Source organism: Massilia sp. KIM, assembly GCF_002007115.1.
Lineage (GTDB): Bacteria > Pseudomonadota > Gammaproteobacteria > Burkholderiales > Burkholderiaceae_D > Telluria.
In genome coordinates this window covers 994,702-1,020,776 of sequence record NZ_MVAD01000002.1, presented here as the reverse complement: position 1 = coordinate 1,020,776, position 26,075 = coordinate 994,702, and the positions used below count along the sequence as shown (strand labels likewise).

At 66.9% G+C, this 26,075-nt stretch carries 27 protein-coding genes; 17 read left to right on the top strand and 10 right to left on the bottom strand.

Translation table 11 applies throughout. The features are described 5' to 3' along the window. Window positions 1-88: 88 nt before the first annotated feature. On the top strand, window positions 89-1,072 hold the full coding sequence (locus B0920_RS19305) for a M28 family peptidase (protein ID WP_078034487.1): 984 nt from the start codon (window positions 89-91) through the stop codon (window positions 1,070-1,072). A gap of 45 nt (window positions 1,073-1,117) precedes the next feature. Here B0920_RS19305 and hemW read toward each other — a convergent pair whose 3' ends face one another. From hemW to B0920_RS19280, 5 genes are all read right to left on the bottom strand, one after another. Then, window positions 1,118-2,356 (bottom strand): radical SAM family heme chaperone HemW, encoded by a 1,239-nt coding sequence (hemW, locus tag B0920_RS19300; protein ID WP_078034257.1) that lies wholly within the window; start codon window positions 2,354-2,356, stop codon window positions 1,118-1,120. Beyond that, window positions 2,353-2,940: an RdgB/HAM1 family non-canonical purine NTP pyrophosphatase gene (gene rdgB / locus B0920_RS19295; RefSeq protein WP_078034256.1), complete on the bottom strand. Its 588-nt coding sequence runs from the start codon at window positions 2,938-2,940 to the stop codon at window positions 2,353-2,355. Before rdgB ends, hemW begins: the two co-directional genes overlap by 4 nt. Before the next feature lie 221 nt (window positions 2,941-3,161). Further along, window positions 3,162-3,896: a ribonuclease PH gene (gene rph / locus B0920_RS19290; protein ID WP_078034255.1), complete on the bottom strand. Its 735-nt coding sequence runs from the start codon at window positions 3,894-3,896 to the stop codon at window positions 3,162-3,164. 11 nt (window positions 3,897-3,907) lie between these two features. Continuing rightward, window positions 3,908-4,840: a PP2C family serine/threonine-protein phosphatase gene (locus tag B0920_RS19285; RefSeq protein ID WP_078034254.1), complete on the bottom strand. Its 933-nt coding sequence runs from the start codon at window positions 4,838-4,840 to the stop codon at window positions 3,908-3,910. A gap of 9 nt (window positions 4,841-4,849) precedes the next feature. After that, window positions 4,850-5,866: a serine/threonine-protein kinase gene (locus tag B0920_RS19280; protein WP_078034253.1), complete on the bottom strand. Its 1,017-nt coding sequence runs from the start codon at window positions 5,864-5,866 to the stop codon at window positions 4,850-4,852. 94 nt (window positions 5,867-5,960) lie between these two features. Between B0920_RS19280 and B0920_RS19275 the strand changes: the two genes are divergently transcribed. The 4 genes from B0920_RS19275 (at window position 5,961) to B0920_RS19260 (ending at window position 10,186) form a co-directional block, all read left to right on the top strand. Continuing rightward, the gene (locus B0920_RS19275) at window positions 5,961-6,848 is read left to right on the top strand and encodes a YicC/YloC family endoribonuclease (RefSeq protein WP_078034252.1); all 888 of its coding nucleotides are present in this window, start codon (window positions 5,961-5,963) and stop codon (window positions 6,846-6,848) included. Window positions 6,849-6,965: 117 nt separating this feature from the next. After that, window positions 6,966-7,613 carry a guanylate kinase gene (gene gmk / locus B0920_RS19270; protein ID WP_078034486.1) on the top strand — a complete coding sequence of 216 codons (648 nt, stop codon included), beginning with the start codon at window positions 6,966-6,968 and terminating at the stop codon, window positions 7,611-7,613. A gap of 49 nt (window positions 7,614-7,662) precedes the next feature. Further along, a complete protein-coding gene (gene rpoZ, locus B0920_RS19265) occupies window positions 7,663-7,866 on the top strand; it encodes a DNA-directed RNA polymerase subunit omega (protein WP_005665923.1) in 204 nt (67 codons plus the stop codon). 76 nt (window positions 7,867-7,942) lie between these two features. Then, the gene (locus B0920_RS19260; RefSeq protein WP_229455777.1) at window positions 7,943-10,186 is read left to right on the top strand and encodes a bifunctional (p)ppGpp synthetase/guanosine-3',5'-bis(diphosphate) 3'-pyrophosphohydrolase; all 2,244 of its coding nucleotides are present in this window, start codon (window positions 7,943-7,945) and stop codon (window positions 10,184-10,186) included. Window positions 10,187-10,189: 3 nt separating this feature from the next. On the opposite strand, the gene B0920_RS19255 is transcribed toward B0920_RS19260, so the two are convergent. Then, window positions 10,190-10,612 carry a YciI family protein gene (locus tag B0920_RS19255; RefSeq protein WP_078034251.1) on the bottom strand — a complete coding sequence of 141 codons (423 nt, stop codon included), beginning with the start codon at window positions 10,610-10,612 and terminating at the stop codon, window positions 10,190-10,192. 151 nt (window positions 10,613-10,763) lie between these two features. On the opposite strand from B0920_RS19255, the gene B0920_RS19250 reads away from it, so the two are divergent. Together B0920_RS19250 and B0920_RS19245 are read left to right on the top strand one after the other, a co-directional pair. After that, entirely contained in the window at window positions 10,764-11,171 is a 408-nt protein-coding gene (locus B0920_RS19250; RefSeq protein ID WP_078034250.1) for a GFA family protein, read from the top strand. Between the two features lie 73 nt (window positions 11,172-11,244). Further along, window positions 11,245-11,922 carry a hypothetical protein gene (locus tag B0920_RS19245; RefSeq protein WP_078034249.1) on the top strand — a complete coding sequence of 226 codons (678 nt, stop codon included), beginning with the start codon at window positions 11,245-11,247 and terminating at the stop codon, window positions 11,920-11,922. A gap of 30 nt (window positions 11,923-11,952) precedes the next feature. Here B0920_RS19245 and B0920_RS19240 read toward each other — a convergent pair whose 3' ends face one another. From B0920_RS19240 to greB, 4 genes are all read right to left on the bottom strand, one after another. After that, complete coding sequence (locus tag B0920_RS19240; protein ID WP_078034248.1) at window positions 11,953-13,245, bottom strand: sorbosone dehydrogenase family protein; 1,293 nt, start codon at window positions 13,243-13,245, stop codon at window positions 11,953-11,955. Next, window positions 13,242-13,673 carry a DUF2231 domain-containing protein gene (locus tag B0920_RS19235; protein WP_078034484.1) on the bottom strand — a complete coding sequence of 144 codons (432 nt, stop codon included), beginning with the start codon at window positions 13,671-13,673 and terminating at the stop codon, window positions 13,242-13,244. The genes B0920_RS19240 and B0920_RS19235 overlap by 4 nt, the downstream gene beginning before the upstream one ends. 102 nt (window positions 13,674-13,775) lie before the next feature. Then, window positions 13,776-14,366: a biliverdin-producing heme oxygenase gene (locus tag B0920_RS19230; protein WP_078034247.1), complete on the bottom strand. Its 591-nt coding sequence runs from the start codon at window positions 14,364-14,366 to the stop codon at window positions 13,776-13,778. 49 nt (window positions 14,367-14,415) lie between these two features. Continuing rightward, complete coding sequence (greB, locus tag B0920_RS19225; protein WP_078034246.1) at window positions 14,416-14,982, bottom strand: transcription elongation factor GreB; 567 nt, start codon at window positions 14,980-14,982, stop codon at window positions 14,416-14,418. A gap of 85 nt (window positions 14,983-15,067) precedes the next feature. On the opposite strand from greB, the gene B0920_RS19220 reads away from it, so the two are divergent. The 10 genes from B0920_RS19220 (at window position 15,068) to B0920_RS19175 (ending at window position 26,074) form a co-directional block, all read left to right on the top strand. After that, window positions 15,068-15,700: a hypothetical protein gene (locus B0920_RS19220; RefSeq protein ID WP_078034483.1), complete on the top strand. Its 633-nt coding sequence runs from the start codon at window positions 15,068-15,070 to the stop codon at window positions 15,698-15,700. Next, window positions 15,697-17,178 carry an ATP-binding protein gene (locus tag B0920_RS19215; RefSeq protein WP_229455773.1) on the top strand — a complete coding sequence of 494 codons (1,482 nt, stop codon included), beginning with the start codon at window positions 15,697-15,699 and terminating at the stop codon, window positions 17,176-17,178. The genes B0920_RS19220 and B0920_RS19215 overlap by 4 nt, the downstream gene beginning before the upstream one ends. Further along, window positions 17,175-17,819, top strand: coding sequence for a response regulator transcription factor (locus tag B0920_RS19210; RefSeq protein WP_078034245.1), 645 nt, complete (start codon window positions 17,175-17,177; stop codon window positions 17,817-17,819). Before B0920_RS19215 ends, B0920_RS19210 begins: the two co-directional genes overlap by 4 nt. Window positions 17,820-17,936: 117 nt before the next feature. Then, the gene (locus tag B0920_RS19205; protein WP_078034244.1) at window positions 17,937-19,511 is read left to right on the top strand and encodes a GGDEF domain-containing protein; all 1,575 of its coding nucleotides are present in this window, start codon (window positions 17,937-17,939) and stop codon (window positions 19,509-19,511) included. Between the two features lie 86 nt (window positions 19,512-19,597). After that, the gene (fliB, locus tag B0920_RS19200; RefSeq protein WP_078034243.1) at window positions 19,598-20,824 is read left to right on the top strand and encodes a flagellin lysine-N-methylase; all 1,227 of its coding nucleotides are present in this window, start codon (window positions 19,598-19,600) and stop codon (window positions 20,822-20,824) included. Between the two features lie 306 nt (window positions 20,825-21,130). Continuing rightward, window positions 21,131-22,660, top strand: coding sequence for a flagellin (locus B0920_RS19195; protein WP_078034242.1), 1,530 nt, complete (start codon window positions 21,131-21,133; stop codon window positions 22,658-22,660). 79 nt (window positions 22,661-22,739) lie between these two features. Further along, the gene (locus B0920_RS19190) at window positions 22,740-23,111 is read left to right on the top strand and encodes a flagellar protein FlaG (RefSeq protein ID WP_078034241.1); all 372 of its coding nucleotides are present in this window, start codon (window positions 22,740-22,742) and stop codon (window positions 23,109-23,111) included. Window positions 23,112-23,222: 111 nt separating this feature from the next. Then, window positions 23,223-25,262 (top strand): flagellar filament capping protein FliD, encoded by a 2,040-nt coding sequence (gene fliD, locus B0920_RS19185; RefSeq protein ID WP_078034240.1) that lies wholly within the window; start codon window positions 23,223-23,225, stop codon window positions 25,260-25,262. A gap of 31 nt (window positions 25,263-25,293) precedes the next feature. Then, entirely contained in the window at window positions 25,294-25,737 is a 444-nt protein-coding gene (gene fliS, locus B0920_RS19180; protein ID WP_078034239.1) for a flagellar export chaperone FliS, read from the top strand. Window position 25,738: 1 nt separating this feature from the next. Beyond that, window positions 25,739-26,074, top strand: a complete 336-nt coding sequence (locus B0920_RS19175; RefSeq protein ID WP_229455770.1) for a flagellar protein FliT — start codon at window positions 25,739-25,741, stop codon at window positions 26,072-26,074. The last annotated feature ends 1 nt before the right edge of the window (window position 26,075 follow it).

Below are 26,075 nucleotides of genomic sequence, written 5' to 3'. Positions count from 1 at the left end.
GGAATTGCAGCCCCGCGCGCAGACCGTGGACGATTTGGCTACACTGGACGCATCGACGCTCGACGAGGCGCCAGCGGCGCTCACGGCCATGCGACATTTCTTTCAATCCCACTGGAAGGCCATTCTTGCGATCATTCTCGCCATCCTGCTGGCGGTGCTGACCGTGGAAACCGCGCCCGCCTTCGACGCCCCGCCCCTCTCGGCGCGCCTGCGCGCCCACGTGGAGGCGATCGCCTCCACAGAGCACAACGTCGCCAACCCGGGCGCGCTGGAGCGCTCGGCGCGCCACATCGAAAGCGCCCTCGCCGGCTACGGCTACCAGCCGCGCCGCCAGGAATACGAGGCCGGCGGCCAGAAAGTGCGGAATATCGAGGTCTCGGTGGCCAACGTCGAACCGGGGGCCAAGCCCGAGCGCATCTTCATCATCGGCGCCCACTACGACTCGGCCATCGGCGCTCCCGGCGCCAACGACAACGGCAGCGGCACCGCGGCCGTGCTGGAACTGGCGCGCCTGCTGAAGACCATGCAGCCCAGCCGCGGCACCGAACTGAAATTCGTCTTCTTCGTGAACGAGGAACCGCCCTGGTTCATGGGCGAGGAAATGGGCAGCCTGCGGCATGCGCGCGAACTCAAGCGCCTCGGCCACCAGGTGGCCGGCGCCCTGATCCTGGAAACCGTGGGCTGGTACTCGGACGCGCCGAACAGCCAGAAACTGCCGCCCGGGCTGGAAGACAAATATCCGAGCACCGGCAACTTCATCGCCTTCGTCGGCACCCTCGAATCCTCGGCACTGGTGCGCCAGTCGCTGGCGGCCTTCCGCGCCCATTCCGACTTCCCCGCCCAGGGGCTGGCCGCGCCGGCCCACGTGATGGGCGTGACCCTGTCCGACCACACGTCCTACAACCGCCAGGGCTATCCGGCCCTGATGATCACGGACACGGCCTTCCTGCGCTACCCCTACTACCACACGGCCGAGGACACGCCGGACAAGCTCGACTACGAAAGCATGGCGCGCGTGGTCACCGGGCTGGCGCGCACCATCAATGCGCTCGCCGGCGCGGTGCGCACCTAGCAGGCTGCGCGACAGGATTTTTCTGCCGCGCAGACCCCAAAAGCGCTAGGCCGCCAGGAACATCTCCTGCAAATCGTTCAGGAAGCGCTGACCCAGTTCGGTCGGTCGGATCAGCTTGTGATCGCGGTACAGCAGGCCCTTGGCTTCCGCCTCGTTGAGGGCTTTGGTGATCGTGCTGATGCTCATGCCGGTGCGCTCGCCGAACAGGTTCGGATCGAAGCCCTCGGTCAGGCGCAGAGCGTTGAGCATGAACTCGAAACCCAGGTCGGCGCGGCCGATCTCGTGCTCTTCCTGCACCGCGTTGCCGCGCCTGGCGGCGTCCATGAAGGAGGCCGGCTGCTTGTAGCGCGCCTGGCGCAGGATGCGGTGCGGGAAGGACAGCTTGGAGTGGGCGCCGGCGCCGATGCCGAGGTAGTCGCCGAACTGCCAGTAGTTCAGGTTGTGGCGCGCGCGCCGTCCCGGCTGGGCATAGGCCGACACTTCATAGTGCCCGTAGCCGGCGTCTGCCGTCAGTTCGGCGATCATGTCCTGCATGTCGGCGCTGGTATCGTCGTCCGGCAGCGGCGGCGGATACTTGGCGAACACCGTGTTCGGCTCCATCGTCAGGTGGTAGAGCGACAAATGGGGCGGCTGGAAGGCCAGCGCGGTCTCCAGGTCGCGCCGCGCTTCCTCGAGGGTCTGGCGCGGCAGCGCGTACATCAGGTCGAGGTTGAAGTTGTCGAAGGTCGACTTCGCGATCTCGACCGCGCGCAGGGCTTCGCCGCCGTCGTGGATGCGGCCCAGGGCTTCCAGGTGGCCGCCATTGAAGCTCTGGATGCCGATCGACAGGCGGTTGATGCCGCTCTCGCGGTAGGACTTGAAGCGTTCGGCCTCGAAGGTGCCGGGATTGGCTTCCATCGTGATCTCGGCGTCCAGGTCGAGCGGCAGCAGGGTGCGCAGGTCGGACAGCAGCCGGTCTAGGCCCGCCGCCGACATCAGGCTGGGCGTGCCGCCGCCGATGAACACGGTGTGGATCTTGCGGCCCCAGATGAGGGGCAGCGACTGCTCGAGGTCGAGACGCAGGGCGTCGAGGTAGGCCTGTTCCGGCAGCTCGCCCTTGGCCTCGTGCGAGTTGAAGTCGCAGTAGGGGCATTTGCGCACGCACCAGGGCCAGTGGATGTAGAGCGACAGCGGCGGCAGCGCGCTCAGGTTCAGGGCGCCCGGCTGCAGGTATTGCAGGGCGGCGGTGGCCGGATTGCGCGGTTCGATCGGGCCGCCCTGGCCGGCGGGTTTGATGGGAATCATCGCTTCAGCTTCTCGACGAGGGCGCGCAGGGCCTGGCCGCGGTGCGACAGGGCGTTCTTCTGGACCGGGTCCAGCTCGGCGGTGGTCTTGCCGAGGGCGGGGATCAGGAAATGCGGATCGTAGCCGAAGCCGCCCTCGCCGCGCGGCTGCTCGACGATCTCGCCATGCCAGGCGCCGTCGGCGATCACCGGCTGGGGGTCGTCGGCGTGGCGCACATAGACCAGCACGCAGTAGTAATAGGCGGACTTGTCGGCGTGCTGGACGAGCTCGGCCACCAGCTTCTGGTTGTTGCGGGCGTCGGATTTCGGCTCGCCGGCATAGCGTGCCGAGTAGACGCCGGGGGCGCCGCCGAGGGCGTTCACGCACACGCCCGAATCGTCGGCCAGCGCCGGCAGCCCGGTCAGGCGCGCGGCGTGGCGGGCCTTGGCCAGGGCGTTCTCGACGAAGGTGCCGAAGGGCTCTTCGGCTTCCGGGACGTTGAACTCGCCCTGGGGGTGGAGCTCGAAGCCGATGGGGGCGAGGAGTTGGGCGAATTCCTTCAGCTTGCCGGCGTTGTTGGAGGCGAGGATCAGGCGTTGGGTCATGGTGGCGTGGGTGCTTGTTGCTGGGGAGGGGTGGTATTTTACCCCTTGGGGGTGCTGCGTGCTGTAGGGGCTGCGGTGCGGACTTGGATTCCGGCCTTCGCCGGAATGACGTGCTGGGGCTAGTTGAGACGAGTTAGCGTACCAATTCTCCCGCTACGTATGAACGTCATCCCGGCGCAGGCCGGGATCCAAGTTCGTGCGATCTGAGAGAAAAGAAAACGTCAGCCCCCCAACCCCAACGCCTGCCTTTGCAACTTCACCAACTCCGTCACCCCCAACTGCCCCAGGTCCAGCAGCCGGTTCATGCCCGCCCGGTCGAAGGCCGCCCCTTCGGCCGTGCCCTGCACTTCGATGAAATGCCCGGTCTCGGTCATCACCACGTTCATGTCGGTATCGCAATCCGAATCCTCGACATAGTCCAGGTCCAGCACCGGCACCCCGTGGTACACGCCCACCGAGATCGCGGCCACGAAGTGGCGCACCGGCACGGCGGCGATCAGGCCCTGCCCGACCAGCGCCTGGAAGGCGTCATAGGCCGCCACCATGGCGCCGGTGATCGAGGCGGTGCGGGTGCCGCCGTCGGCCTGGATCACGTCGCAGTCGAGGTGCAGGGTGCGCTCCCCGAAAGCTTCCAGGTCGAAGGCTGCGCGCAGCGAGCGGCCGATCAGGCGCTGGATCTCCTGGGTTCGGCCGGTCTGCTTGCCGCGCGCGGCCTCGCGGTCCATGCGCGTGTGCGTCGAGCGCGGCAGCATGCCGTATTCGGCGGTCAGCCAGCCCTGGCCCTTCCCTTTCAGGAAAGGCGGCACTTTTTCCTCGATGCTGGCGGTGCAGATCACCTTGGTGTCGCCGAACTCGATCAGGACCGAACCCTCGGCATGCTTGGTGTACTGGCGGGTGATGCGGACCGTGCGCAGCTGGTCGACCGCGCGCCCGCTCGGGCGTTGTGCTTGTGTCATGGCTAACTTTCTTATTTGAGTAACTGGGATGATTTTTCGATCGCTTCGCGGATCTCGGCGATGGCGCGCTCGATCTCGGCCTCGTCGAAAGCGTCGGCCTCGCTGCCCGTGGGAGCCGGGTCGGCGGCGATGATGGACGAGCTGACCTCGTCCGCCGGCAGCAGCGCGGTCGAGATCACGTCGCGCATGTTGGCCCCGGCAGTGTCCGCGCCCTGCCAGGTGATGCCCAGGGCGGTAGTGTTGTCGCCGCGCGCGCCGCCGATGGCGGCGGACATGGCGACCAGCTCCGGCACCGCCTGCACGATGCCCGTGCTCGAGAGCCGGTGCACGATCTCGCTGTCGGGCAGCACGCCCCACAGGCCGTCGGAACAGAGCAGCAGCGTGTCGCCCGGCTGCAGGGCGGCCTGGCGCGAGACGTCGACCCGCGGCGCCTGGGACGCGCCCAGGCAGTTGTACAGCTTGTTGCGGTCGGGATGGGTGGCGCGCTCGGCCTCCGTGGCGCGCCCGCGTTCGATCAGGTATTCGAGATGCGAGTGGTCGCGGGTGCGCGCCAGCAGCTGCTTGCTGCGCACCCAGTAGAGGCGCGAATCGCCGGCGTGGGCCCAGACCGCGCTGTTGTGCTGGACCAGGCAGGCCACCACCGTGGTGCGCGGGGTCTCCGGCAGCTGGTGGGTCTCGGCGTAGGTGACGATGTCGCGGTGGGCCTGGTGCAGGGCTTCCTCGAGGAAGCGCTCGGGCTTTTTCACGTAGGGCCGCGCCTGCATGCGGAACTGCATCGAGATCGATTGCAAGGCGATGGTGGCCGCGATCTCGCCGCGCAGGTGGCCGCCCATGCCGTCGGCCAGCACCAGCAGCAGCGCGTCGCGCGTGAAGCTGTAGCCCATGCGGTCCTGGTTGAGCTTGCGCCCGCCGATGTGGCTCTGCTGGTAGACGGAAAACTGCATGCGCCCTCCTCAGCTCCCGGCTTTGCCGCGCCCGAGGCCGCCGAGGCGGCCGACCAGGCCGCGCCAGCCGCCCGCGCGCGGCGCGTCTTCCGGGTCGCTCGCCCGTGCGCGTCCCTGTTCAGCATCCGGTTCCGCCGGCGCGGCCGGGGCCGTGCGCAGCACTTTCTGCAGCGCGAACACGCTCTGCGGGCGCGCCAGCGGATCGAGGGCCAGGCAGGCGCGCACCATCCGCACCAGCTCCTTCGAGTAGCGCAGCTCGAGCGCGTCGAGCTGGGGCAGGAGCTTGTCTTCGCTCTTGCGCGCGTCCGCCGGCTGCGGGGTCGCGCCCGCCATGCAGGCATACATGGCGGCGCCGATGCTGTAGATGTCGGTCCAGGGCCCGAGCTGGCTGCCCTTGGCGTACAGCTCGGGGGCGGCGAAGCCCGGGGTGTACATGGGCGCCAGCATGGGCACGTCGCTCTCGATGGTCTGGCGCGCCGCGCCGAAGTCGAGCAGCAGGGGCGAGCCGTCGGTGCGCAGGTAGATGTTGGCGGGCTTCAGGTCGAGGTGCAGCAGCTTGTTGGCGTGGACTTCGCGCAGGCCGCCGCACACCCCATTGAAGACCTGGCGCACGAACTTCTCGCTCAGGCGGCCGCCCTTGGCCACGGCGCGCGCGATGTGCTCCTGCAGCGCGTGGCCGGACTCGTAGGCCATCACCATGTAGACCGTCTCGTTGGCGCGGAAGAAGTTCACCACCCGCACCACGTTCGGGTGGACGATGCGCGCCAGCGCCCGCCCCTCCTCGAAGAAGCACTTCAGGCCGATGTGGAAGATCGGTAAATTGGCCTTTGCGACGCTCGGTATCAGCTCGCCCGGCTGGCGCAGCGCGAGCGCGCTGGGCAGGTATTCCTTGATGGCGACAGCATTGCCTTCGCTGTCATATGCTAGATAAACAATACTGAACCCACCGGACGCAATTTTCTTTACAATGCGGTATCCGGCAATTTCCAGGCCATCGGGCAGGGGTGCGTTGTTCTGAGCGGCCATCCAAGTGGGTTTCCTTGCTAAACAGGACGATTGTGTGGATAAATATCGGCTTTGTAAAGAATAAAAACCGGGGAACCCATTGAGCATTTCAAGCATGACTGGTTATGCGGTTGCCACCAGCGAAGGCGCTGCCGGCACCCTCACGATCGAGATCAAGAGCGTCAATTCGCGCTTCCTGGATCTTCAGTTCCGCATCAACGACGACCTGCGCGCGCTGGAACCCGATCTGCGCTCCGCCATCATGGCCGCCATCACCCGCGGCAAGGTGGAGGTGCGCCTGTCCTTCGGGCGCAAGACCGCGGGCGGCTCGCAAGTGCTCAACCACGAGTTGCTGAACGACCTGGCCCGCCTGCAGGCCGAGGTCACGCGCCACTTCGTGTCGGCGCCCCAGATGACGGTGGCCGAGCTGTTGCGCTGGCCCGGCGTGATCGAGGAATCGACCATCGGCCAGGAGTCGCTCCAGGCCGACGTCGCCGCCCTCACCGCCAAGACCATCGCCGCCTTCGTCGATAGCCGCAAGCGCGAAGGCGCGGCGCTGGAAGCCATGCTGCAGTCGCGCATCGACGCCATGGAAGCCATCGTCAAGCGCATCACGCCCCTGATCCCGCAGGTGATCGCCCAGTTCCAGCAGAAGGCCATCGAGCGCATGCAGGACGCGCTGGGCCTGGCCGGCCACGGCAACCCGACCACCCTGACGCGCCAGGAAGTGCTGGAGCGCATCCGCCAGGAAGTGACCCTGTACGGCATCCGGATCGACGTCTCGGAAGAGCTGTCGCGCCTGTCGGCCCACCTGAACGAAACCCGCCACATCCTGAAGAAAGGCGGCCAGGTCGGCAAACGCCTCGACTTCATGATGCAGGAACTGAACCGCGAAGCGAACACGCTGGGCGCCAAGGCCTCGGTCAAGGAACTGGCCGACGCCTCGATGGAGCTCAAGCTCCTGATCGAGCAGATGCGCGAGCAGGTCCAGAACCTCGAATAAAGCGGACCCACTTCGAACGCGTGGATGCGGGACCCGGCGACCGGGTTTCCCATCCACGCGTTCAGCGTTAACATGAATCATCGCGAAATGATTTCGCACGACAAGAAGGAACCCACCATGCTCCCAACCGCCTTCTCCGGCAGCCTGTTCATCGTCGCGGCCCCCTCGGGCGCCGGCAAGTCGACCCTGGTCAATGCCCTGCTGGCGCAGGAACCGGGCATCAAGCTGTCGGTCTCGACCACCACCCGCCCGCCCCGTCCGGGCGAGCAGGATGGCCGCGAGTACCATTTCACCAATGCCGAGGACTTCGTCAACCGCGCCGAGCGCGGCGAATTCCTGGAGTGGGCCGAGGTGCACGGCAATTACTACGGCACCAGCCGCCTGACCGTGGAACAGGAAATGAAGACCGGCACCGACATCCTGCTGGAGATCGACTGGCAGGGCGCGCGCCAGGTCAAGAAGCAGTTCCCCGACGCCGCCGGCATCTTCATCCTGCCGCCGTCGATCGAGGCCCTGGAGGAGCGCCTGCACAAGCGCGGGACCGACGAGCCCCACATCATCACCCGCCGCCTGCTGGCCGCCGGGGGGGAGATCGCTCACGCTCCGGAGTTCGAGTATGCTATCATCAACGAAGAGTTCAACGTCGCCCTGGCCGAACTGCAGGCGATTGTCAAAGCGACACGTTGCCGGTTCGCCCAACAAGCCGCCCGCAACGCTACGCTGTTTGCCCAGCTGGGTATCCACGCGCAACAACCACAATCGTAAGCGCTCGCGCCTCCCGGCACGCGACCACCTTGTCTATTTAGGAGCACACATGGCCCGCATCACCATCGAAGACTGCCTCAAGAACGTCCCCAACCGCTTCCAGCTGACCCTGGCCGCGACCTACCGTGCCCGTCAGTTGCTCCAAGGCCACACTCCCAAGGTCGAAGCCAAGGACAAGCCGACCGTTGTTGCACTGCGTGAAATTGCAGCTGGTAAAGTCGGTCTGGAAATGCTCAAGAAGGTCCCCATGTAATACCCGGGGGTTGCCTGGGTTAGTCAATCCGTTAACCTGTTATTCTGTACTATCACGCGGCTTGACGATAGAACGTATGATTTTGCCTAATCCGGATTCTCATCCAGGCAGCACCACCACCGGCCGCAGCAAGCGGCCGGATTCCCGCCCGCAGGACCCGATCGAGGCCCCCGCTCCCGGCGTGGCCTCCGTCACGCAGCTGATCAACAAGCTGTCCGACTACCTCACCCCCGCCGAACTCAAGAAAGTCAAGGAAGCCTACCGCTTCTCGGACGAGATGCACCTCGGGCAGGTGCGCAAGTCGGGCGAGCCCTATATCTCCCATCCGATCGCCGTCGCCGAGATCTGCGCCGAGTGGAAACTCGACGCCCAGGCCATCATGGCCGCCCTCCTGCACGACGTGATCGAAGACCAGGACGTCAAGAAGGACGAACTGATCGAGCGCTTCGGCGCCCAGGTCGCCAACCTCGTCGACGGCCTGTCCAAGCTGGAAAAAATCGAGTTCCAGAGCCTGGTCGAAGCCCAGGCCGAGAACTTCCGCAAGATGCTGCTGGCGATGGCCTCCGACGTGCGCGTGATCCTGATCAAGCTCGCCGACCGCCTGCACAACATGCGCACCCTGGGCGTAATGGCCCCGGCCAAGAAGCGCCGCATCGCCAAGGAGACGATGGAAGTCTACGTGCCGATCGCCCACCGCCTCGGCCTGAACAATATCTACCGCGAGCTGCAGGACCTGTCCTTCTCGCACCTGTATCCGCTGCGCTACCACACCCTGGGCAAGGCCATCAAGGCGGCGCGCGGCAACCGGCGCGAGGTGGTCAAGAAGATCCTCGAGGCCGTCAAGACCCAGCTGGCCAGCGCCGGCCTGCCGGCCGAGGTCTATGGCCGCGAGAAGACCCTGTTCGGCATCTACAAGAAGATGCGCAACAAGCACCTGTCCTTTTCCCAGGTGCTGGACGTGTACGGCTTCCGCGTCGTAGTCGACACCGTGCCCAACTGTTACGTGGCCCTCGGCACCCTGCACGCGCTGTACAAGCCGATGCCGGGCAAGTTCAAGGACTACATCGCGATCCGCAAGATCAACGGCTACCAGTCGCTGCACACCACCCTGATCGGCCCCTACGGCACCCCGGTCGAATTCCAGATCCGCACCCAGGAGATGCACCGCACCGCCGAGAGCGGCGTGGCGGCGCACTGGCTGTACAAGACCGGCGACTCCAACATGTCGGACCTGCAGCAGCGCACCCACGCCTGGCTGCAATCGCTGCTCGACATCCAGCAGCAGACCGGCGACTCGGCCGAGTTCCTCGAGCACGTCAAGGTCGACCTGTTCCCGGATTCGGTCTACGTGTTCACGCCCAAGTCCAAGATCATCGCCCTGCCGCGCGGTGCCACCGCCCTGGACTTCGCGTACTCGATCCACACCGGCATCGGCGACCATACGGTCTCGGTCAAGATCAACAACGAGGATCAACCGCTGCGCACCGAGCTGCACAACGGCGACATCGTCGAGATCGTCACCGACCCGGAATCGCGCCCGAGCCCGACCTGGCTGAGTTTCGTCCGCACCGGCAAGGCGCGTTCGGCGATCCGCCACCACCTGCGCACGGTGAACGTGAACGAGTCGGTGGAGCTGGGCCAGGAACTGCTGGCCCAGGCCCTGGCGGCGCGCAACATCCGCCCCGAGCTGCCGGCCGCCACCATCGAGAAGCTGCTGGCCGAATCCTCGGCCAAGTCGATGGACGAACTGTATGCCGACATCGGCATCGGCAAGCGCATGCCGGCCCTGGTGGCGCGCCACATCTTCGGCCTGATGGAAGGCGACCCCGAGCACCAGCCCTCGGCCCAGCCGGTGCCGGCCAGCGACATCGCGCCGGTCACCATCTACGGCAGCGAAGGCGTGGCGGTGCAGCTCGCGCCCTGCTGCCTGCCGATCCCGGGCGACCAGATCACCGGCCAGCTGCGGCGCGACCAGGGCCTGGTGGTCCACACCTGCGACTGCCTGCCGGCCAAGCGGGTGCGCGCCAAGGAGCCGGACCGCTGGATCGCGGTGCAGTGGGGCGAGGAACTGAACCGCCGCTTCGACTGCCGCATCCGCCTCCTGATCAACAACGAGAAGGGCATCCTCGCCCGGGTCGCCGCCGAGATCGGCGAGTCAGACGCCAACATCACCTATGTGGGCATGGACGAGGACGACGAACACAGCATGACCCAGCTGCGCTTCACGATCCAGGTCAAGGACCGGGTCCACCTGGCGCAGCTGATCCGCAACCTGCGCCGGGTCGCCGGCGTGAACCGCGTCGAGCGCGAGCGCTCCTGACCCTCAGGTCCCGAGCTGGGCGCGCTGGCGCGCTTCCTGTTCGCGCAGCTCGGGGGTCATGGCCTCGCCGAAGTCTTCCATGTCGAACACCTGGCGGATCTCGATCTCGGCTTCGCCGCTCAGCATCGGCATCGGCACCTTCTTGACCCATTCGATGGCCTCCTCGCGCGAGTTCACGCGCCAGATCCAGAAGCCGGCCAGCAGGCCATCGAGCGGAAACGGGCCCTCCTCCACCCTCACCCCGCCATCCTTCGAGAAAAACACCTTGGCGCCGCGCGAGGACGGATGCAGGCCCTCGCCGGCCTGCATCAGGCCAGCCTTGATCAGTTCCTCGTTGAAACGGCCCATCTCGGCCATCAACTCCGCACTGGGCATCTCGCCCGCTTCGCTGTGTTGGTCGGCTTTCAGCAAAATCATGAAACGCATGGCAATCTCCTTGTCTTGGTCAGTCTCTGGTGAGTCTCTGGCGAGTCACGGGGCTCGCGGCCGCCGTGTATCCTACGACGAAACACAGCGCGAAGATTCGACAGGGGCGCCAGGATTTTTTTCGCCTTTGGCATCGCGCAAGGAGAAGCGTATGACGAAGCTAAGCGGCGGCTGCCTGTGCGGCCAGTTGCGCCTCACCGCATCCGGCCCGCCCTACCGGGTCGGCATCTGCCACTGCATGGATTGCCGCAAGCACCATGGTGCGCTGTTCTACGCGGCCGCGATCTACCCGCAGGCCATGGTCCGCATCGAAGGCGAAGCGCGCGACTACCGGGGCCGGCATTTCTGTCCGCACTGCGGCTCCTCAGTGTTCGCCCGCAGCGGGGACGAGATCGAGGTCCACCTGGGCGCGCTGGACGCGCCCGACCAGCTCACGCCGAGCTATGAGAACTGGACCGTGAGGCGCGAAGCCTGGCTGCCGCCGTTTCCCCACACGCGGCGCTACCTGCACAACCGGGAGAATCAGGGAAGGTCCGAGGACGAAGACGGCGCTTCCTGAAGCATGGCGGCGGCACGCGTGCGCCACCCCTGCGCCATCCTCCTATACTGGCTCCACAACCGTGGAGGCCGCCATGTCCCGACTGTCCGTCCGCTCCCCTGCCCTGCTGCTTGCCGCGCTGCTTGCTTTGCCGCTTGCCGCGGCCGCCGAGCCGGTACGCATCGCCTCTCACAGCCAGGGCATGCTGTATCCCGAGCAACAGGCGCTGGGTGCGCTCGAACTGATTGCCCCGGTCAGGGACCCTGTCGATGTGCCGTTCTCCCTGCAACTCGACAGCCTCATCGATCCCGCCTCGCCCGACTTCGTCGCCTCCGCCTACGGCGTGCGCGATGGTTCGAGCATGGTGTCCCTGAGCTTCCAGGTCGGCGACCTGGCGCTGTCCTATGCCGGGCCGGCCCGGGCCAGCATCATCCGCTACAGCGACGGCCAGTACCAGCACAGCCTGTCCTTTACCCACAATTTTTATAATGTGTCTCTCACGCACATCTTCAACGCCGATCCGGCCTTGCTGGGAGACGGCTTTCTGGCGCCGCGCAGCTTTTCCAGCGACGATGGCGCGCAGGCCGTCTTTGAACTGGGGGTCAGCCAGTCCAACCCGGACGGCCCGAGTTTCCCCAGCGTAAGCGTGAGGCCCGAATTCGCCGCGCTGAGCGTCACCAGCCCGGTGCCTGAACCAGCGCCGGCCAGCCTGCTCGCGCTCGGCCTGCTGGCATGCGCCCTGCCGCTGGGCCGGCGCTTGAGGCGAGGCTGAGCAGCGCGGCCAGGCGGCCGCGCCTTCCCTTCACTGCTTGCGCGCCACCCGCCACACGATATTGGCGAGGTCGTCGGCGACGATCAGCGCCCCGCGCGGGTCCACCGTCACGCCCACCGGGCGGCCGCGGGTCTTGCCGTCGGCGTCGCGAAAGCCCGTCACGAACTCGACCGGCTGGCCGGCCGGACGTCCGTTACTGAAGGGAACGAAGATCACCTTGTAGCCCACCGGCTGGGCCCGGTTCCAGCTGCCGTGCTCGCCCACAAAGACGCCGTCGGCGAACTTCGCGCCCATTTCCGGCCGCGAGAAAGCCACGCCGAGAGCGGCGACGTGCGAGCCGAGCGCGTAATCGGGCTTGATGGCCGCGGCGACCTTCTTCGGATCCTGGGGCATCACGCGGGTGTCCACGTTCTGTCCCCAGTAGCTGTAGGGCCAGCCGTAGAAGCCGCCCTCCTTGACCGACGTCAGGTAGTCCGGCACCAGGTCCGGACCCAGCTCGTCGCGCTCGTTGACCACCGCCCACAGCTGCCCGCTGCCGGGCTGGATCGCCAGGGCGGTCGGGTTGCGCAGGCCGGTGGCATAGGGTTTGTGGGCCCCGGTCTCGGCGTCGATCCGCCACACCATGGCGCGGTCGGCCTCGACTTCCATGCCGCGCTCGGTGATGTTGCTGTTCGAGCCGATGCCGACGTAGAGGAAGCGGCCATCCGGGCTGACGGTCAGGGCCTTGGTCCAGTGGTGGTTGATCTCGGAGGGCAGCTTGGTCAGGCTGGCCGGCGGCCCGCCGGCCGTGGTCTGGCCCTCCTTGTAGTCGAAGCTGACCAGTTCGTCCTGGTTCGCCACATAGATCTTGTTGTTGGCGAAGGCCAGGCCATAGGGCGCGTTCAGCTTGTCGGCGAACACTGTCTTGAGCTCGTAGACGCCGTCGCCATCGGCGTCGCGCAGCAGGCTCAGGCGGTCGCCCCCCTTGACCTTGGTCGTGCCCTTGGCCTTGATGTAGCCGGCGATCACGTCCTTGGGCTTGAGCTTGGGTGCGCCCTTGGCCCGTCCTTCCGCCACCAGGATGTCGCCGTTGGGCAGCACCAGGGTCTGGCGCGGGATCTGCATGTCGGTCGCGATGGCGCTGACCGTATAGCCCTCGGGCACGGTCGGCTTCTGGTCGCCCCAGGCCGTCGGCTCGGCGATCTTCATGCTCGGCAGCAGGCCGCGTTGCGGCTCCGGCAGCTTGGGATCGGTGCCGTAGGCCTGGGTATTGCCGCCTTCGTCGCCGCAGGCGCTCAGCAGCAGGGCGGCGCCCACCAGGGGCAGGAGGCTCAGGCGCTTCATCGCACACCTCCCGTACGCAGGCCGAGTCCGACCCAGGCGGCGGCGATGGCCAGCAGGGTGACGATGACCGAGAGCACCAGGCCGGTCGGCATGACGGCCCAGGCGTCCTTCGCGTGTTCGAAGGCGTTCACCAGGCCCAGCACCCAGGTGGTCAGCAGCAGGAGGAAATAGATCAGCGCCTGGCGCGCCCTCGGCCTGGCGCGGACCAGGTGGACCAGCGCGAACAGCAGGGCCAGCCCGCAAAAGACCAGGGCCCCGGCGATCAGCCAGGAGGCGAAGTTGGCCCACTGGATCTGGTAGCTGTTGTGGTAAGCGATATCGCTCAGCAATGCGCCCAGGAACAGGGGCACGGTCCCGGCCAGCAGGATCGTATGCAGCGCGCCCGGTGGGCGATGAAGGGCCGTACTGGCCGGTGAGACGGAAGCCATGGTCGTGTCCTCGATGATGATTTCGTTGTCCAAATCATATCGACACGATCGGAAGCCTGTCGCATGCTTGAGCGCAGGAAACATCCGCGCCCGGCGGCCTTGCTAGGAGGCGGGCCGCAAGCCCAGTTGCAGGATGCTGTCGAAGGCCGCCCGCGCGCCGGCGCAGGCTTCGGCCACCTCTTCGGGCGTGCGCACCGCGCCGCGCAGGGACTGCATGAAGGCGCGCCAGCGCGGACCCGGTCCCTCCACATCCCCGCGCAGGTAGCGCAGCGGATGCGGCGCCAGGCGTTCGCTCAGCCGCTTGTGCAGCACGCTGCCGCCCAGCTGGGCGCCCTCGATGACGTAGCAGACGCCCCAGCGGTAGGCGGCGCTGGCGCCGTCCGGCCAGCGCGCAGCCGGTTGTGGCGCGACCGGCGCCGGCATGCCGGGCTCGTCCAGGTCGGCCGCGATCAGGGCCAGGCGCTCGCGCGGCGGCAGGAAGGCGGCGGGACCGTCGGCATAGCCGGCCAGCCAGGCCTGCAGCGGGGTCAGCCAGTCGCGCACCAGGCGCAGGTGGCTGGCGTAGTCCTCCAGGCCGGGCTGCGCCCCCGCCAGGGGAAGGCCGTTGTCCAGCCGCTCGTGGCGCGTGGCCGTGGCGGCGCGCAGCGCGGCGAGGACGTCCTGCTCGGCTGCGGTATCGTGATGGTGATTCATGCGGGGTCCGGAAAACGGCAAGCATCCATCTTACCAGCCCCCGGGCTCCTCAGTCGGCCTGCGGTTCGGGATACTCGACCGCCAGGATCTCCAGTTCGTCCACGCCGTTGGGCGTCTGCAGCATCACCACATCGCCCTCGCGCGCCTTGGTCAGGGCGCGCGCCACCGGCGACACCCAGCTGATCCGGCCCTTGAGCGGGTCGAGCTCGTCGATGCCGACGATGGTGACGGTGTGCTCTTCGCCGGCCTTGTTGAGGTAGGTGACGGTGGCGCCGAAGAAGACCTGGTCGTTGCCGTAATGAACGCTCGGGTCGACGGGGAAGGCCGAGTCCATGCGCTTGGTGAGGAAGCGGATGCGGCGGTCGATCTCGCGCAGGCGCCGCTTGCCGTAGATATAGTCGCCGTTCTCCGAGCGGTCGCCGTTGGAGGCGGCCCAGTGCACCACCTTGACCACCTCGGGCCGGTCGACGTCGATCAGCTGCAGCAGTTCGTCCTTGATGCGCTGGTAGCCGGCGGGCGTGATGTAGTTCTTGGCGCCGGCGGGAATCGCCTGGGCCAGGGCCAGTGCTTCGTCGTCGTCCTCGTTGTCGGACTCTTTCACAAATGCCTTGTTCATGGCGCCTATTGTAGCCACACCGGGGCCGGCCTGCGCTCCCGGCGCGTACGTGTGCCCATCCCGGGGCCTCATGTATCATGCTTTCATGAGACGCGCGCCATCCTCACGCCCCCGCAGCCGGCCGCTCGCGCCCCTGGTCCACCTGGCGGCGCTGGTCCTGCTCGCCGAGGCCTGGACCTGGGAAGTGGGCGCGCGCTGGGCCGCCGCGCTGGCCGCCTGGCCGCCGCTGCGCCGGCTGGAGGAGCACGTAAGCCGACTGCCGGCCTGGGCCGCCCTCACCGCCTTCCTGCTGCCGGGCCTGCTCCTGCTGCCGGTCAAGCTGCTGGCCCTGCTCGCCATCGGCCACGGCCATGCCGGCGCCGGCATCGCCGGCTTCGTCGCGGCCAAGCTCGGCGGGGCCGCGGTCGTGGCCCGCATCTACCTGCTGACCCGGCCCACCCTGCTCGGCGTGGGCTGGTTCGCGCGCTGCCACGGCGCCTTCCTCGCCTTCAGCGACCGGCTGCTGTCCCTGCTGCGCGCCAGCCCCTTCTACCTGCGCGCGCGCCGCCTGGTGGCGGCCTGGCGCCAGGGCGCGCGCCGGCTCGCGCGCCGGCTGCGGCGCCGGCTGCGCCCCCCTGCCGCGCACCCGCCTTCCAGCCACCTGCTGCGCGTCCTGCGCCGCTTCAGCGCCCAGTGGCGGGCGCGCCGCAACAAATCCACCGGAACCGGACAGCCATGAACGCCACCCCCAGCCTCGCCGCCGAGATGCAGTCGGCCACCTCGGAGATCTTCCTGCTCGACGCCGACACCCTGGCGGTGGTCGACGCCAACCAGGCCGCGCGCCTGAACCTGGGCTACGACAGCGCGGCCCTGTCGGGCCTGGACGCCTACGCCCTCGCGCCGGCGCTCGACCGCACGGCGCTGGCCGAGCTGCTGGCCGGCCTGGGCGAGGACGTCGGCGCCCAGGTCGGCCTGCGCACCCGCCTGCGCCGCAGCGACGGCAGCAGCTACCCGGCCAAGCTGACCCTGCTGCGCATCGTGCGCGATGGCCGCCGCCTGCTGCTGGCGATCGGCGACGACCTGTCGCTCGAGCATGCCGCCGTGCTGGCGCTGGAGCAGTACCAGGCGCGCTTCAACGCCATCGTCGACCACACTCCCGGCCTGGTCTACCAGTTCGTGCTGCACCCGGACGGGCGCGCCGACTTCCCCTACCTGAGCGAAGGCTGCCCGGCCCTGCTCGGGCTGTCGGTGTTCGAACTCCAGCACGACGCTTCGCTGTTCGAGGCCCTGATCCTGCCGGAAGACCGCAAGGGCTACCACGAGTCGATGCAGGCCTCGCGCGAGGAACTGGCGGCCTGGAACTGGGAAGGCCGGATCTGGATCGACGCCTGGAAGGACGTCAAGTGGATCAACCTGCGCGCCACGCCCCACCTGCTGGCCGACGGGGCCTTGCAATGGGACGGCATCATGACCAACATCACGGCCAGCCGCCAGGCCCAGGAAGAACTGCAGCGCTCGCGCGAGCGCCTGGCCGAGCTGACCGCCCACATCGAGCATGTGAAGGAACAGGAGCGCACCCGCATCGCGCGTGAGATCCACGACGACCTGGGCGGCAACCTGACCGCCATCAAGATGGCGCTGGCGATGCTGGCGGCGCGCCTGCCCGACGACCAGCCGGCCCTGCTCGACAAGGCCAACTACCTCGACGACCTGGTCGACCGCAGCATCGAGGCGGTGCACCGCATCTCGCTCGACCTGCGCCCCACCACCCTCGACCTGGGCCTGGTCGCCGCCCTCGAATGGCAGGCGCGCGAATTCGAGAAACAACTGGGGATACCGGTGCTGCTGCGCTTCGCCGACCCCGACATCGTCCTCGACCCGGACCACGCCACGGCGCTGTTCCGCATCTTCCAGGAAACCCTGACCAACATCGCCAAGCACGCCGGCGCCACCCGCGTGACGGTCTCGCTGCGGCGCCAGCGCCAGCACCTGCTGCTCACGATCTGCGACAATGGCCGCGGCATCCAGCCGGCCGACCGCCTCAAGCCGCACTCCTTCGGCCTGCGCGGCATGAGCGAGCGCGCCAGCGCCCTCGGCGGCACGCTGGCCTTGTCGGCGGCGCCCGGAGGTGGCACGATGGTGACCATCAAGATTCGTCTGGCCGACCCTGGCGTCGCCGGGTCCGCCCGCACCAGCAACACCGCACAACAAGAATGACCGACAAAACCATCCGCGTATTCATCGCCGACGACCACGCCATTGTCCGTGAGGGACTCAAGCAAATCCTGGCCGAGCAGCGCGACATCATCGTCGCCGGCGAGGCCGAGAACGGGCTCGACGCCACCCGCCTGATCGGCAAGGCACGTTGCCAGGTGATGCTCCTCGACATTTCCCTGCCCGACCGCAACGGCATCGATGTGCTCAAGCAGGTCAAGAAGGACCGCCCCGAGCTGGCGGTGCTGATGCTGTCCATGCACCGCGAAGACCAGTATGCGATCCGCTCGCTCAAGGCCGGCGCTTCGGGCTACATGACCAAGCAGAGCGCGCCCAAGGAACTGGTGACCGCGATCCGGCAGGTGGCGGCCGGCCAGAAATACGTCAGCGCCGCCCTGGCCCAGACCCTGGCCAGCACCATCGGCGAAGACCACGAGGCGGCCGTGCACGAGACCCTGTCCGACCGCGAATACCAGACCCTGACCATGATCGCCTCGGGCATGACGGTGAGCGAGATCGCCAAGGAGCTGTCGCTGTCGGTGAAGACCATCAGCGAATACCGCGCCCGTCTCTTGACGAAAATGAAACTCAAGACCAGCGCCGAGCTCACCCACTACGCGATTCGCAACGGCCTGGTCGACTGAGGCTGTTGCTGGAAGACCCCAGCGGTGGGGTAAGCCTAACTTTGTTACTGTTTATTTATTGATGGTAAGCAAAAAAGATGCTTATCATTACGCACTTAGTTCCAGCGTCATTACACCATGTCGACCCCCACCGCTCCGGCCAGCTCCCCGGCCGCCATGAATCCCGCCGAGATCGCCCGCGAAGCCTTCCGCCGCCTGGCCACCCGCCGCATCGCGCCCACGCCGGACGCCTACCGGGCCATCTATGACGAAATCGCCGGCACGCCGCCGGCGCCCCCCGCGCCTTCGCCGGAGAGCGGCGCGGTCGAGGTGCTGAATGGCTTTGCGAAGCGCCTGTCCGAGACGCCGGGCGAAGTGTCGGAATATGGCCGCCGCCTGGCGCGCGCCGCCAGGACCGGCGACTGGAACGGCTACACCCAGGCCCTCACCCAGTTGCAGGACCGCCACCTGCGCCGCAACACGCCGGTGATGGCCCTGGGCGCAGAGGAACCGGACACCCGCCTGCTGCGCGAGATGCTGGCGCGCTCCCTGTCCTTCGCCCTGCCTTCCCTGCTCAGCGGCAGCCCGGCCCTGGTAGCGGAGGCCGAGAGCATGGGCGCGGCGGTCAAGACCGCGCATGGCGAATCGGAGTTGCAGGACCTCGCCGCGCGCCTGAAGCAGCTGTGCTTCCAGGTCGAACTGCGCGGCCAGGACGGCGCCGAGGAACAGCAGTTGCTGCTGCGCCTGTTCAAGCTCCTGCTCGACAACGTCAGCGGGCTGCTGGACGACGACAGCTGGATGCGCGGCCAGATCGCGGCGGTGCAGGACCTGATCTCCGGGCCGCTCGACGCGCGCGCGCTGGAAGACGCCACGCGCAGCCTGAAGGACGTGATCATCAAGCAGGGCCACCTGAAGCACGGCCTGGCCGATGTCAAGTCGACCATGAAGAACATGATGATGACCTTCATCGACCGCCTCGGCTCGGCGGCGGCGGCCAGCAGCGACTACCACGAGAAGCTGGGCGGCTTCTCGGAGCGCATCGGGCGCGCCGGCAACATCGACGAGCTGAACGCCGTGCTGGAGGAAGTGCTGCGCGAAACCCGCCACGCCCAGGACGAGGCCCTGGCCGCGCGCGACCGCATGCTGGCCGCGCACCGCGAGGTGCAGGACGCCGAGCAGCGCATCCGCGAACTGGAAGCGGAGCTCCAGCACATGAGCGAACTGGTGCGCGAAGACCAGCTGACCGGCAGCCTCAACCGCCGCGGCCTGGACGACGTGTTCGAGCGCGAGAGCGCCCGGGCCGACCGGCGCAACATGCCTTTATGCGTGGCCTTGCTCGACCTCGACAATTTCAAGAAACTCAACGATACCTATGGCCACCTGGCCGGCGACGCCGCCCTCAAGCACCTGGTCAAGGTGGTGCGCGACACCCTGCGCTCGATGGACGTGATCGCCCGCTTCGGCGGCGAGGAATTCCTGATCCTGCTGCCCGAGACCACGGTGGACGCGGCGGCGGCGGCCATGGTGAGGGTGCAGCGCGAGCTGACCAAGCACTTCTTCCTGCACGATAACGAGAAGATGCTGATCACCTTCTCCTGCGGGGTGGCCTTGCGCCTGCCCAACGAGGAGCAGGCCTCGCTGATGGCGCGCGCCGACCGCGCCATGTACCAAGCCAAGAATAGCGGCAAGAACCGGGTGGTGATTGCCGATTAGCTTGGCTTGCCTCTGAGCTAGACTTCCGGTGTCAGGCTGTGGCCGGTCCGTCCCGGGCCGGCGCAGCAATCACTCCATTGCCGCCCATGCCCATTCGCCATCCCACCCTCACCGTCCCGGCCCTGCAACCCCAGTACGTGTCGCGCTTCCGCTGCATCGGTCCCCAGTGTGAGGACAACTGCTGTAAGGAATGGCACGTCGGCCTGGACAAGCAGACCTTCGAGGCCTACCAGCGTCCGGAAGCCGGCAAGCTGGCCACCATCATCCGCATCAATCCCGAGCCGCGCAGCGACCTGAACTACGGTCGCATCGAGCTGAGCGGCGCGGACAGCGCCTGCCCGGCCCTGGAAAACGAACTGTGCAGCGTGCACCGCGACCTCGGCGACCAGGCCCTGTCGCACACCTGCTTCACCTACCCGCGCGTGTGGACCGACGTCGGCGGCCAGGCCGAGCAGTCGCTCGAACTGTCCTGCCCCGAAGCGGCGCGCCTGGCCTTGCTGGCGCCGGACGCCTTCGAGTTCACCGAAGGCAGCATGACGGTGCGCGCGCCCCTGGTGCGCGTGGTCAATGCCCGCGAAGGCATGAGCCTGGAGGCGGTGAACGAGATCCGCTATTTCTGCCTGAACCTGATGCGCGTCGACGGGCTGCCGGTATGGCAACGCCTGGCTGTGCTCGGCCTGGTGTGCGAGGGCCTGGTCGAGCCCCTGGCGCGGCGCGACCTGGAGGCGGCCCGCACGCTGCTGGCCGACACCGCCGCCCTGCTCGAGAATGGCGCCCTGCTCGAGCCCCTGGCCCAGCTCCAGCCCGATCACGAGGCCCAGGCCATGCTGTTCTCGGTCCTGCTCGAATCGGTGCCCAAGGAGCGCCATGCCAACCTGCGCCATCGCGTGGCCGACGCCGTTGCATCCGGCCTGGGCGCCGACCCGCTCACCGGCCAGGTCAGCGCCGAGCGCCTGGTCGAGTGCTACCGCCGCGGCCTGGCGCGCCTGCCGGAAGCCCTGCAGGCAGCGCCTCACCTGCTCGATCACTATCTGTTGAACGAGCTCTTCCTGCATCTCTTCCCCTTCGACATGGCCTCGCCCTTCGACAGCTACCTGCGGCTGGTCAGCCGCTTCGGCCTGCTGCGCCTGATGCTGGCGGCGCGCTGCAATACGGAAGGCGAGCTGCCGGACGCGGCCACCCTGGTGCAAACCGTACAGGCGCATTACCGGCGTTTCAATCATGACCAGACGCTGCTGGGGCGGATCGACGCCGCCCTGCACAAGGGCGGCTGGGCGCGGCTGGACAAACTGTACGGCCTTTTGCGCAGCTGATGAAGAATTGACAAGAAAACGCCGGCGATGCCGGCGTTTTTTATTCCTGAGGCCCCCGGATTGCGGATTCTTTAGCCGCTTCCACGTAAAAAAATAAATTTTTCTGCCCTAAAGTTCGCCAAAACAGCGCCGATTAGACGCAGCCGCCGGCCGAACTATAGGGCAAAAACAAAAGATTTTTCTCCTAAAGTTTTCCCACAGGAACTCGTTACCTGCATCAACAGCGGTTTGATCGTCACGGAACAGGGTGGCGGACCAAAGTGAACAGGGCAGATCGCCCGCCCCGAAATACAAATGGAGAACTCCATGGCCTCGTCTATCATCACCAACACCGCATCGCTGAATTCCCAACGTAACCTGAGCCAGTCGCAGGGCGCCCTCGCGACCTCGCTGCAGCGCCTGTCCTCGGGCCTGCGCATCAACAGCGCAAAGGATGACGCTGCCGGTCTCGCGATCTCGGACCGCATGACCAGCCAGATCAACGGCCTGAACCAGGCTGCCCGTAACGCGAACGACGGTATCTCGCTGGCTCAGACTGCGGAAGGTGGCCTGGCAACCGCGACCGACCTGCTGCAGCGTATGCGTACCCTGGCCGTTCAGGTGGCCAACGGCACCAACTCGGCATCGGACCGCAATTCGACCCAGCAGGAAATCAGCCAGCTCCAGCAGGAACTGAACCGCGTGGCCAACACCACCCAGTTCAACGGCAAGAACCTGCTCGACGGCACCATGAACAACGCCCAGTTCCAGGTGGGCGCGAACTCTGGCCAGACGATCAACTTCTCGATCGGCAGCGCCCAGGCTTCGGCACTCGGCAACAACAACTTCAAGGCGGACGGCGACGTCAGCGCCGCAGTGGCCAGCACCGCGAAGAACACCCTCGCCAAGAACAACATCGACGCCCAGAACCTGACCATCCAGGGTAACGGCGCCTCGAGCGGCGCGATCGCCATCACCCAGGGCGAATCGGCCAAGTCGATCGTCGACAAGGTCAACGCCGCATCGGGTTCGACCAACGTCACCGCCACCGCCACCACCGAAGTCACCCTGGGCAACTTCGCCAACTCGGGCACCGTGTCGTTCTCCCTGCAGGGCGCTCCGAAAGCCGACGGCACCACCGCCAACCCGGTGACCATCTCGGCCCAGGTGAACAACCCGAAGGACCTGTCGGCCCTGACCAAGGCGATCAACGACCAGGCAGGTTCGACCGGCATCACCGCCGTCGCCGACCTGACCGCCGGCACGATCAAGATGACCCAGGCGCAAGGCTATGACATCGGCATCATCAACAACAATGCCGCCGGCTCCAGCCTGGACACCGTCACCGCGACTGGCGCCAGCGGCGCGGCCGTCCCGATCGGCAACAACACCGGCGTCGCCAACGCTGTGACCATCGGTGGCCAGATCAACTTCAACTCGCCGAGCAGCTTCACCGTGTCGTCGGACACCGGCGCATCGGGCATCACCGCCGGCGCTGCCAACGTGGCCTCGACCAGCGCACTGAAGTCGGTTGCCTCGATCGACGTGAACACCACCACCGGCGGCATCCCGACCGGCGCCAACGATGCTCTGCAGATCATCGACTCGGCCCTGGCCAACATCAGCAACTCGCGTGCTTCGCTGGGTGCGGTGCAGAACCGTTTCACCAACACCATCAGCAACCTGCAAGCAACCTCGGAAAACCTGTCGGCAGCACGTAGCCGTATCCAGGACACCGACTTCGCAGCCGAAACCGCGAGCCTGACCCGCGGCCAGATCCTGCAGCAGGCAGGCACCGCGATGCTGGCCCAGGCCAACTCGCTGCCGCAAGGTGTGCTGTCGCTGCTGCGTGGCTAATCCGCACACAGCCAGCTAGTACTCAGCGCTCCCCGGCCGGTGTCCACCGTCCGGGGAATTTTTCATTGAGGAGAACGCCATGCAGTTGCCATCCATCAAGGCCGCCCTGCCCGCGAGCGTCGAGGCTCCCGCCGCCGAGCGCAGCCAGCCTTCCGTCGAACCCGCCGCCGTGCGCCGGGCCGAGCCTACCGAGCAGGCGAAGGACGCGCAGAAAGCCGGCAAGGAAGGCGGGCGCGAGGTCGAGTCCGCCCTCGACAGCATCAACAAGACCATGAAGTCCCTCTCGCACCGGCTCGAGTTCTCGGTCGACGAGGACAGCCAGCGCCAGGTCGTGAAGGTGGTCGATCCGGACACCAAGGAAGTGATTCGCCAGATGCCGAGCAAGGAAGCGCTGGAAATCGCCAAGGCCCTGGACCGCCTGCAGGGCTTGCTGATCAGACAACAAGCGTAAAGATATTTACGCTTGGAATCAATTTCCCGAACTAAGGGAGAAAGCGGCCTCTAAAGACGGGTTCAGCGCTGCCGATAATGACTTACATTATCATTTTCCGCAGGAGGCTCCGTGGCATTGTCATCGCCGGGTATTGGTTCCAATCTGAACGTCAAGGACATCGTCAGCCAGCTGATGGCCGTCGAGGCCCAGCCGCTGACTGCCCTTGCCAAGAAGGAAGCGAGCTACCTCGCCAAGGTTTCCGCCTTCGGCAACCTGAAGAGCTCCCTGAGCAGTTTTCAAACGGCGCTCGAAGCCCTGCGCTCGCCCGCCAAGTTCCAGTCGGTCACCCTGGTCCCCGCCGACAACACCATCGTCAGCGGCACCGCCACCACAAAGGCGGTCGCGGGCACCTACAACGTCGACGTCACCAAGCTGGCCCAGGCCCAGACCATCGCGACCAAGGGCATGGCCAGCAGCAGCGCGCCGGTCGGCGACGGCGCCAAGACCACCCTCACCTTTTCCTTCGGCGCCATCAGCGGCGGCAAGCTGGTCGATGGCGTGTATGTCGCCGATCCCGGCGCGACACCGCCCAATCCGGCCTTCACCCAGAACGCGGACCAGGTCAGCGGCAGCATCGTCATCGACAGCAGCAATAATTCGCTGCAGGGTATCCGCGATGCGATCAACAAGGCCAACCTGGGCGTGACCGCCACCGTGGTGTCGGATGGCAGCGCCAACCCGCATCACCTTGTGCTGACCTCGAACAAGACCGGCGAGAAATCGAGCATGAAGATCACGGTCGAGCGCGACCCCGCTGCGCCCGCCGACACCTCGCTTCAGGACCTGCTCGGCTACGACCCGGCCGGCGCCCAGAACATGAAGCAGAGCACCGCCGCCCAGGATACGGCGCTGACGGTGAACGGCATCGCGATCAAGTCCAGCACCAAGGACGTGAGCGAGGCGATCCAGGGCGTGAACCTGAGCGTCAGCAAGGTCGGCAGCACCAGCGTCACCGTGGCGCGCGACACCGCCTCGGTCACCAACAGCGTGAACGCCTTCGTCAAGGCCTATAACGAGCTGGAAAAGACCATCAAGAACCTGACCAGCTACGATGCCGCCACCAAGGCCAAAGGCCCGCTGCTGGGCGAATCCTCGGTGCGCAACATCCAGTCGCAGATCCGCGGCATGATCGGCCAGCCGATCGCGGGCGCGGCCGGCGCCTTCAACAACCTGACCCAGATCGGCGTCAGCTTCCAGAAGGACGGCACGCTGGCGCTCGACAGCGCCAAGCTGACCAAGGCCATGGGCAGCAATTTCGAGGACATCGCCGGCCTGTTCGCCTCGATCGGCAGCACCACCGACCCCCTGGTCAAGTACATCGGCTCGACCGCGTCGACCACGCCGGGCAGCGCCCCGGTGCGCGTGACGGCGCTGGCCACGCGCGGCGCGCTCACCGCCACGGCGGCGCCGGCCGACCTCACCATCGGCCCGGGCAAGGACCAGCTGAACCTGACCATCGACGGCGTCAGCAGCGCCCTGACCATCCCGCCCGGCACCTATACCTCGGCCTCGCTGGCGGCCCAGCTGCAATCCAAGATCAACGGCCTGTCCGAGTTCACCGCGGCCAACATCAGCGTCAGCGTGCGCGCCGACGCCGACGGCAAGCTGACCATCGAATCGAACCGCTATGGCTCGGCCTCGAAGGTGGCGGTGGGCGGGGACGCGTCCACCAACCTGTTCCAGAGCGCGACCTCGGTCGACGGCACCGACGTCGCCGGCACCATCGGCGGCGTGCCGGGCGAAGGCTCGGGCCAGACCCTGACCGCCGGCAAGGGCTCGCCCCTGGCCGGTCTCAAGGTCGACATCACCGGCGGCGCCGTGCCCGCGGACCGCGGCACGGTCAGCTATTCGCGCGGCTATGCCGACCTGATGACCAAGCTGCTCGAGGACTTCACCGGCAGCAACGGCATCATCAGCGGCCAGACCAAGAGCCTGGACGACACCGTCAAGGAGCTCGGCAAGACGCGCGACGCCCTGAATGCCCGCCTGGCCGCCACCGAGAAACGCTACATGGCCCAGTTCACCGCGCTCGACGTATCGATCGGCCGCATGCAGCAGACCAGCAGCTACCTGACCCAGCAGCTCGCCCAACTGAGCAACCTGCGCTGAGTCGGCTAACATTTTCAACAAGGAAGAAACCATGTTCGGAACCATGAAAAGCGGCGCCAGCGCCTACGCCAAAGTGGGCGTCGAGACCGGTGTGCTGGCGGCCAGCCCGCACAAGCTGATCGTGATGCTGTTCGACGGCGCCGTGACGGCCGTGGGCAGCGCGCTGGTGCACATGCGCGCCGGTAACATCGCCGAGAAGGGCAAGGCGATCTCCAAGGCCATCCAGATCATCGAGAACGGCCTGCGCGCCAGCCTCGACCGCAAGGCCGGCGGCCAGATCGGCGAGAACCTCGACGCCCTCTACGAGTACATGCAGCATCGTCTCCTGATGGCCAACCTGAACAACGAGCCCGAGATCCTGGAAGAAGTCCAGCGCCTGCTGAACGAGCTGCGCGACGCCTGGAACGCGATCGGCGCGCCGGCCAACTCCCCTTCCGCCGCACCGGCCCCGGTGGCGGCCTACGCAGGAGCCTGAAATGGGCATCAAGATGAGCACCCACGACATCCTGGCCGTCTACGAATCGATGGTCGACCTGAGCCGCCAGATGCTGGACGCCGCCGTCAGCAGCGACTGGGACCGCCTGGTGCAGCTGGAAGACCGCGCCGCCAGCCAGGTCGCGCGCCTGCAGGACGGCGAACGCGGCGTGCCCTTCGAGGGCGAACAGCGGGTGCGCAAGATCGCCATCCTCAAGCAGCTGCTGGACGACGACCGCCGCATCCGCGACCTGGCCATGCCCAAGCTGGCCGAGCTGTCCGCCCTGATCAGCAACACCGGCAACCAGCGCCGCCTCGCGCACGCCTACGGCGTCTGAG

What these genes read in the sequence shown, in the direction of transcription:
- B0920_RS19305 (WP_078034487.1), top strand. Translation starts at nt 89, where the DNA reads ATGCGACATTTCTTTCAATCCCACTGGAAGGCCATTCTTGCGATCATT.
- hemW (WP_078034257.1), bottom strand. Translation starts at nt 2,356, where the DNA reads ATGATTCCCATCAAACCCGCCGGCCAGGGCGGCCCGATCGAACCGCGC.
- rdgB (WP_078034256.1), bottom strand. Translation starts at nt 2,940, where the DNA reads ATGACCCAACGCCTGATCCTCGCCTCCAACAACGCCGGCAAGCTGAAG.
- rph (WP_078034255.1), bottom strand. Translation starts at nt 3,896, where the DNA reads ATGACACAAGCACAACGCCCGAGCGGGCGCGCGGTCGACCAGCTGCGC.
- B0920_RS19285 (WP_078034254.1), bottom strand. Translation starts at nt 4,840, where the DNA reads ATGCAGTTTTCCGTCTACCAGCAGAGCCACATCGGCGGGCGCAAGCTC.
- B0920_RS19280 (WP_078034253.1), bottom strand. Translation starts at nt 5,866, where the DNA reads ATGGCCGCTCAGAACAACGCACCCCTGCCCGATGGCCTGGAAATTGCC.
- B0920_RS19275 (WP_078034252.1), top strand. Translation starts at nt 5,961, where the DNA reads ATGACTGGTTATGCGGTTGCCACCAGCGAAGGCGCTGCCGGCACCCTC.
- gmk (WP_078034486.1), top strand. Translation starts at nt 6,966, where the DNA reads ATGCTCCCAACCGCCTTCTCCGGCAGCCTGTTCATCGTCGCGGCCCCC.
- rpoZ (WP_005665923.1), top strand. Translation starts at nt 7,663, where the DNA reads ATGGCCCGCATCACCATCGAAGACTGCCTCAAGAACGTCCCCAACCGC.
- B0920_RS19260 (WP_229455777.1), top strand. Translation starts at nt 7,943, where the DNA reads ATGATTTTGCCTAATCCGGATTCTCATCCAGGCAGCACCACCACCGGC.
- B0920_RS19255 (WP_078034251.1), bottom strand. Translation starts at nt 10,612, where the DNA reads ATGCGTTTCATGATTTTGCTGAAAGCCGACCAACACAGCGAAGCGGGC.
- B0920_RS19250 (WP_078034250.1), top strand. Translation starts at nt 10,764, where the DNA reads ATGACGAAGCTAAGCGGCGGCTGCCTGTGCGGCCAGTTGCGCCTCACC.
- B0920_RS19245 (WP_078034249.1), top strand. Translation starts at nt 11,245, where the DNA reads ATGTCCCGACTGTCCGTCCGCTCCCCTGCCCTGCTGCTTGCCGCGCTG.
- B0920_RS19240 (WP_078034248.1), bottom strand. Translation starts at nt 13,245, where the DNA reads ATGAAGCGCCTGAGCCTCCTGCCCCTGGTGGGCGCCGCCCTGCTGCTG.
- B0920_RS19235 (WP_078034484.1), bottom strand. Translation starts at nt 13,673, where the DNA reads ATGGCTTCCGTCTCACCGGCCAGTACGGCCCTTCATCGCCCACCGGGC.
- B0920_RS19230 (WP_078034247.1), bottom strand. Translation starts at nt 14,366, where the DNA reads ATGAATCACCATCACGATACCGCAGCCGAGCAGGACGTCCTCGCCGCG.
- greB (WP_078034246.1), bottom strand. Translation starts at nt 14,982, where the DNA reads ATGAACAAGGCATTTGTGAAAGAGTCCGACAACGAGGACGACGACGAA.
- B0920_RS19220 (WP_078034483.1), top strand. Translation starts at nt 15,068, where the DNA reads ATGAGACGCGCGCCATCCTCACGCCCCCGCAGCCGGCCGCTCGCGCCC.
- B0920_RS19215 (WP_229455773.1), top strand. Translation starts at nt 15,697, where the DNA reads ATGAACGCCACCCCCAGCCTCGCCGCCGAGATGCAGTCGGCCACCTCG.
- B0920_RS19210 (WP_078034245.1), top strand. Translation starts at nt 17,175, where the DNA reads ATGACCGACAAAACCATCCGCGTATTCATCGCCGACGACCACGCCATT.
- B0920_RS19205 (WP_078034244.1), top strand. Translation starts at nt 17,937, where the DNA reads ATGTCGACCCCCACCGCTCCGGCCAGCTCCCCGGCCGCCATGAATCCC.
- fliB (WP_078034243.1), top strand. Translation starts at nt 19,598, where the DNA reads ATGCCCATTCGCCATCCCACCCTCACCGTCCCGGCCCTGCAACCCCAG.
- B0920_RS19195 (WP_078034242.1), top strand. Translation starts at nt 21,131, where the DNA reads ATGGCCTCGTCTATCATCACCAACACCGCATCGCTGAATTCCCAACGT.
- B0920_RS19190 (WP_078034241.1), top strand. Translation starts at nt 22,740, where the DNA reads ATGCAGTTGCCATCCATCAAGGCCGCCCTGCCCGCGAGCGTCGAGGCT.
- fliS (WP_078034239.1), top strand. Translation starts at nt 25,294, where the DNA reads ATGTTCGGAACCATGAAAAGCGGCGCCAGCGCCTACGCCAAAGTGGGC.
- B0920_RS19175 (WP_229455770.1), top strand. Translation starts at nt 25,739, where the DNA reads ATGGGCATCAAGATGAGCACCCACGACATCCTGGCCGTCTACGAATCG.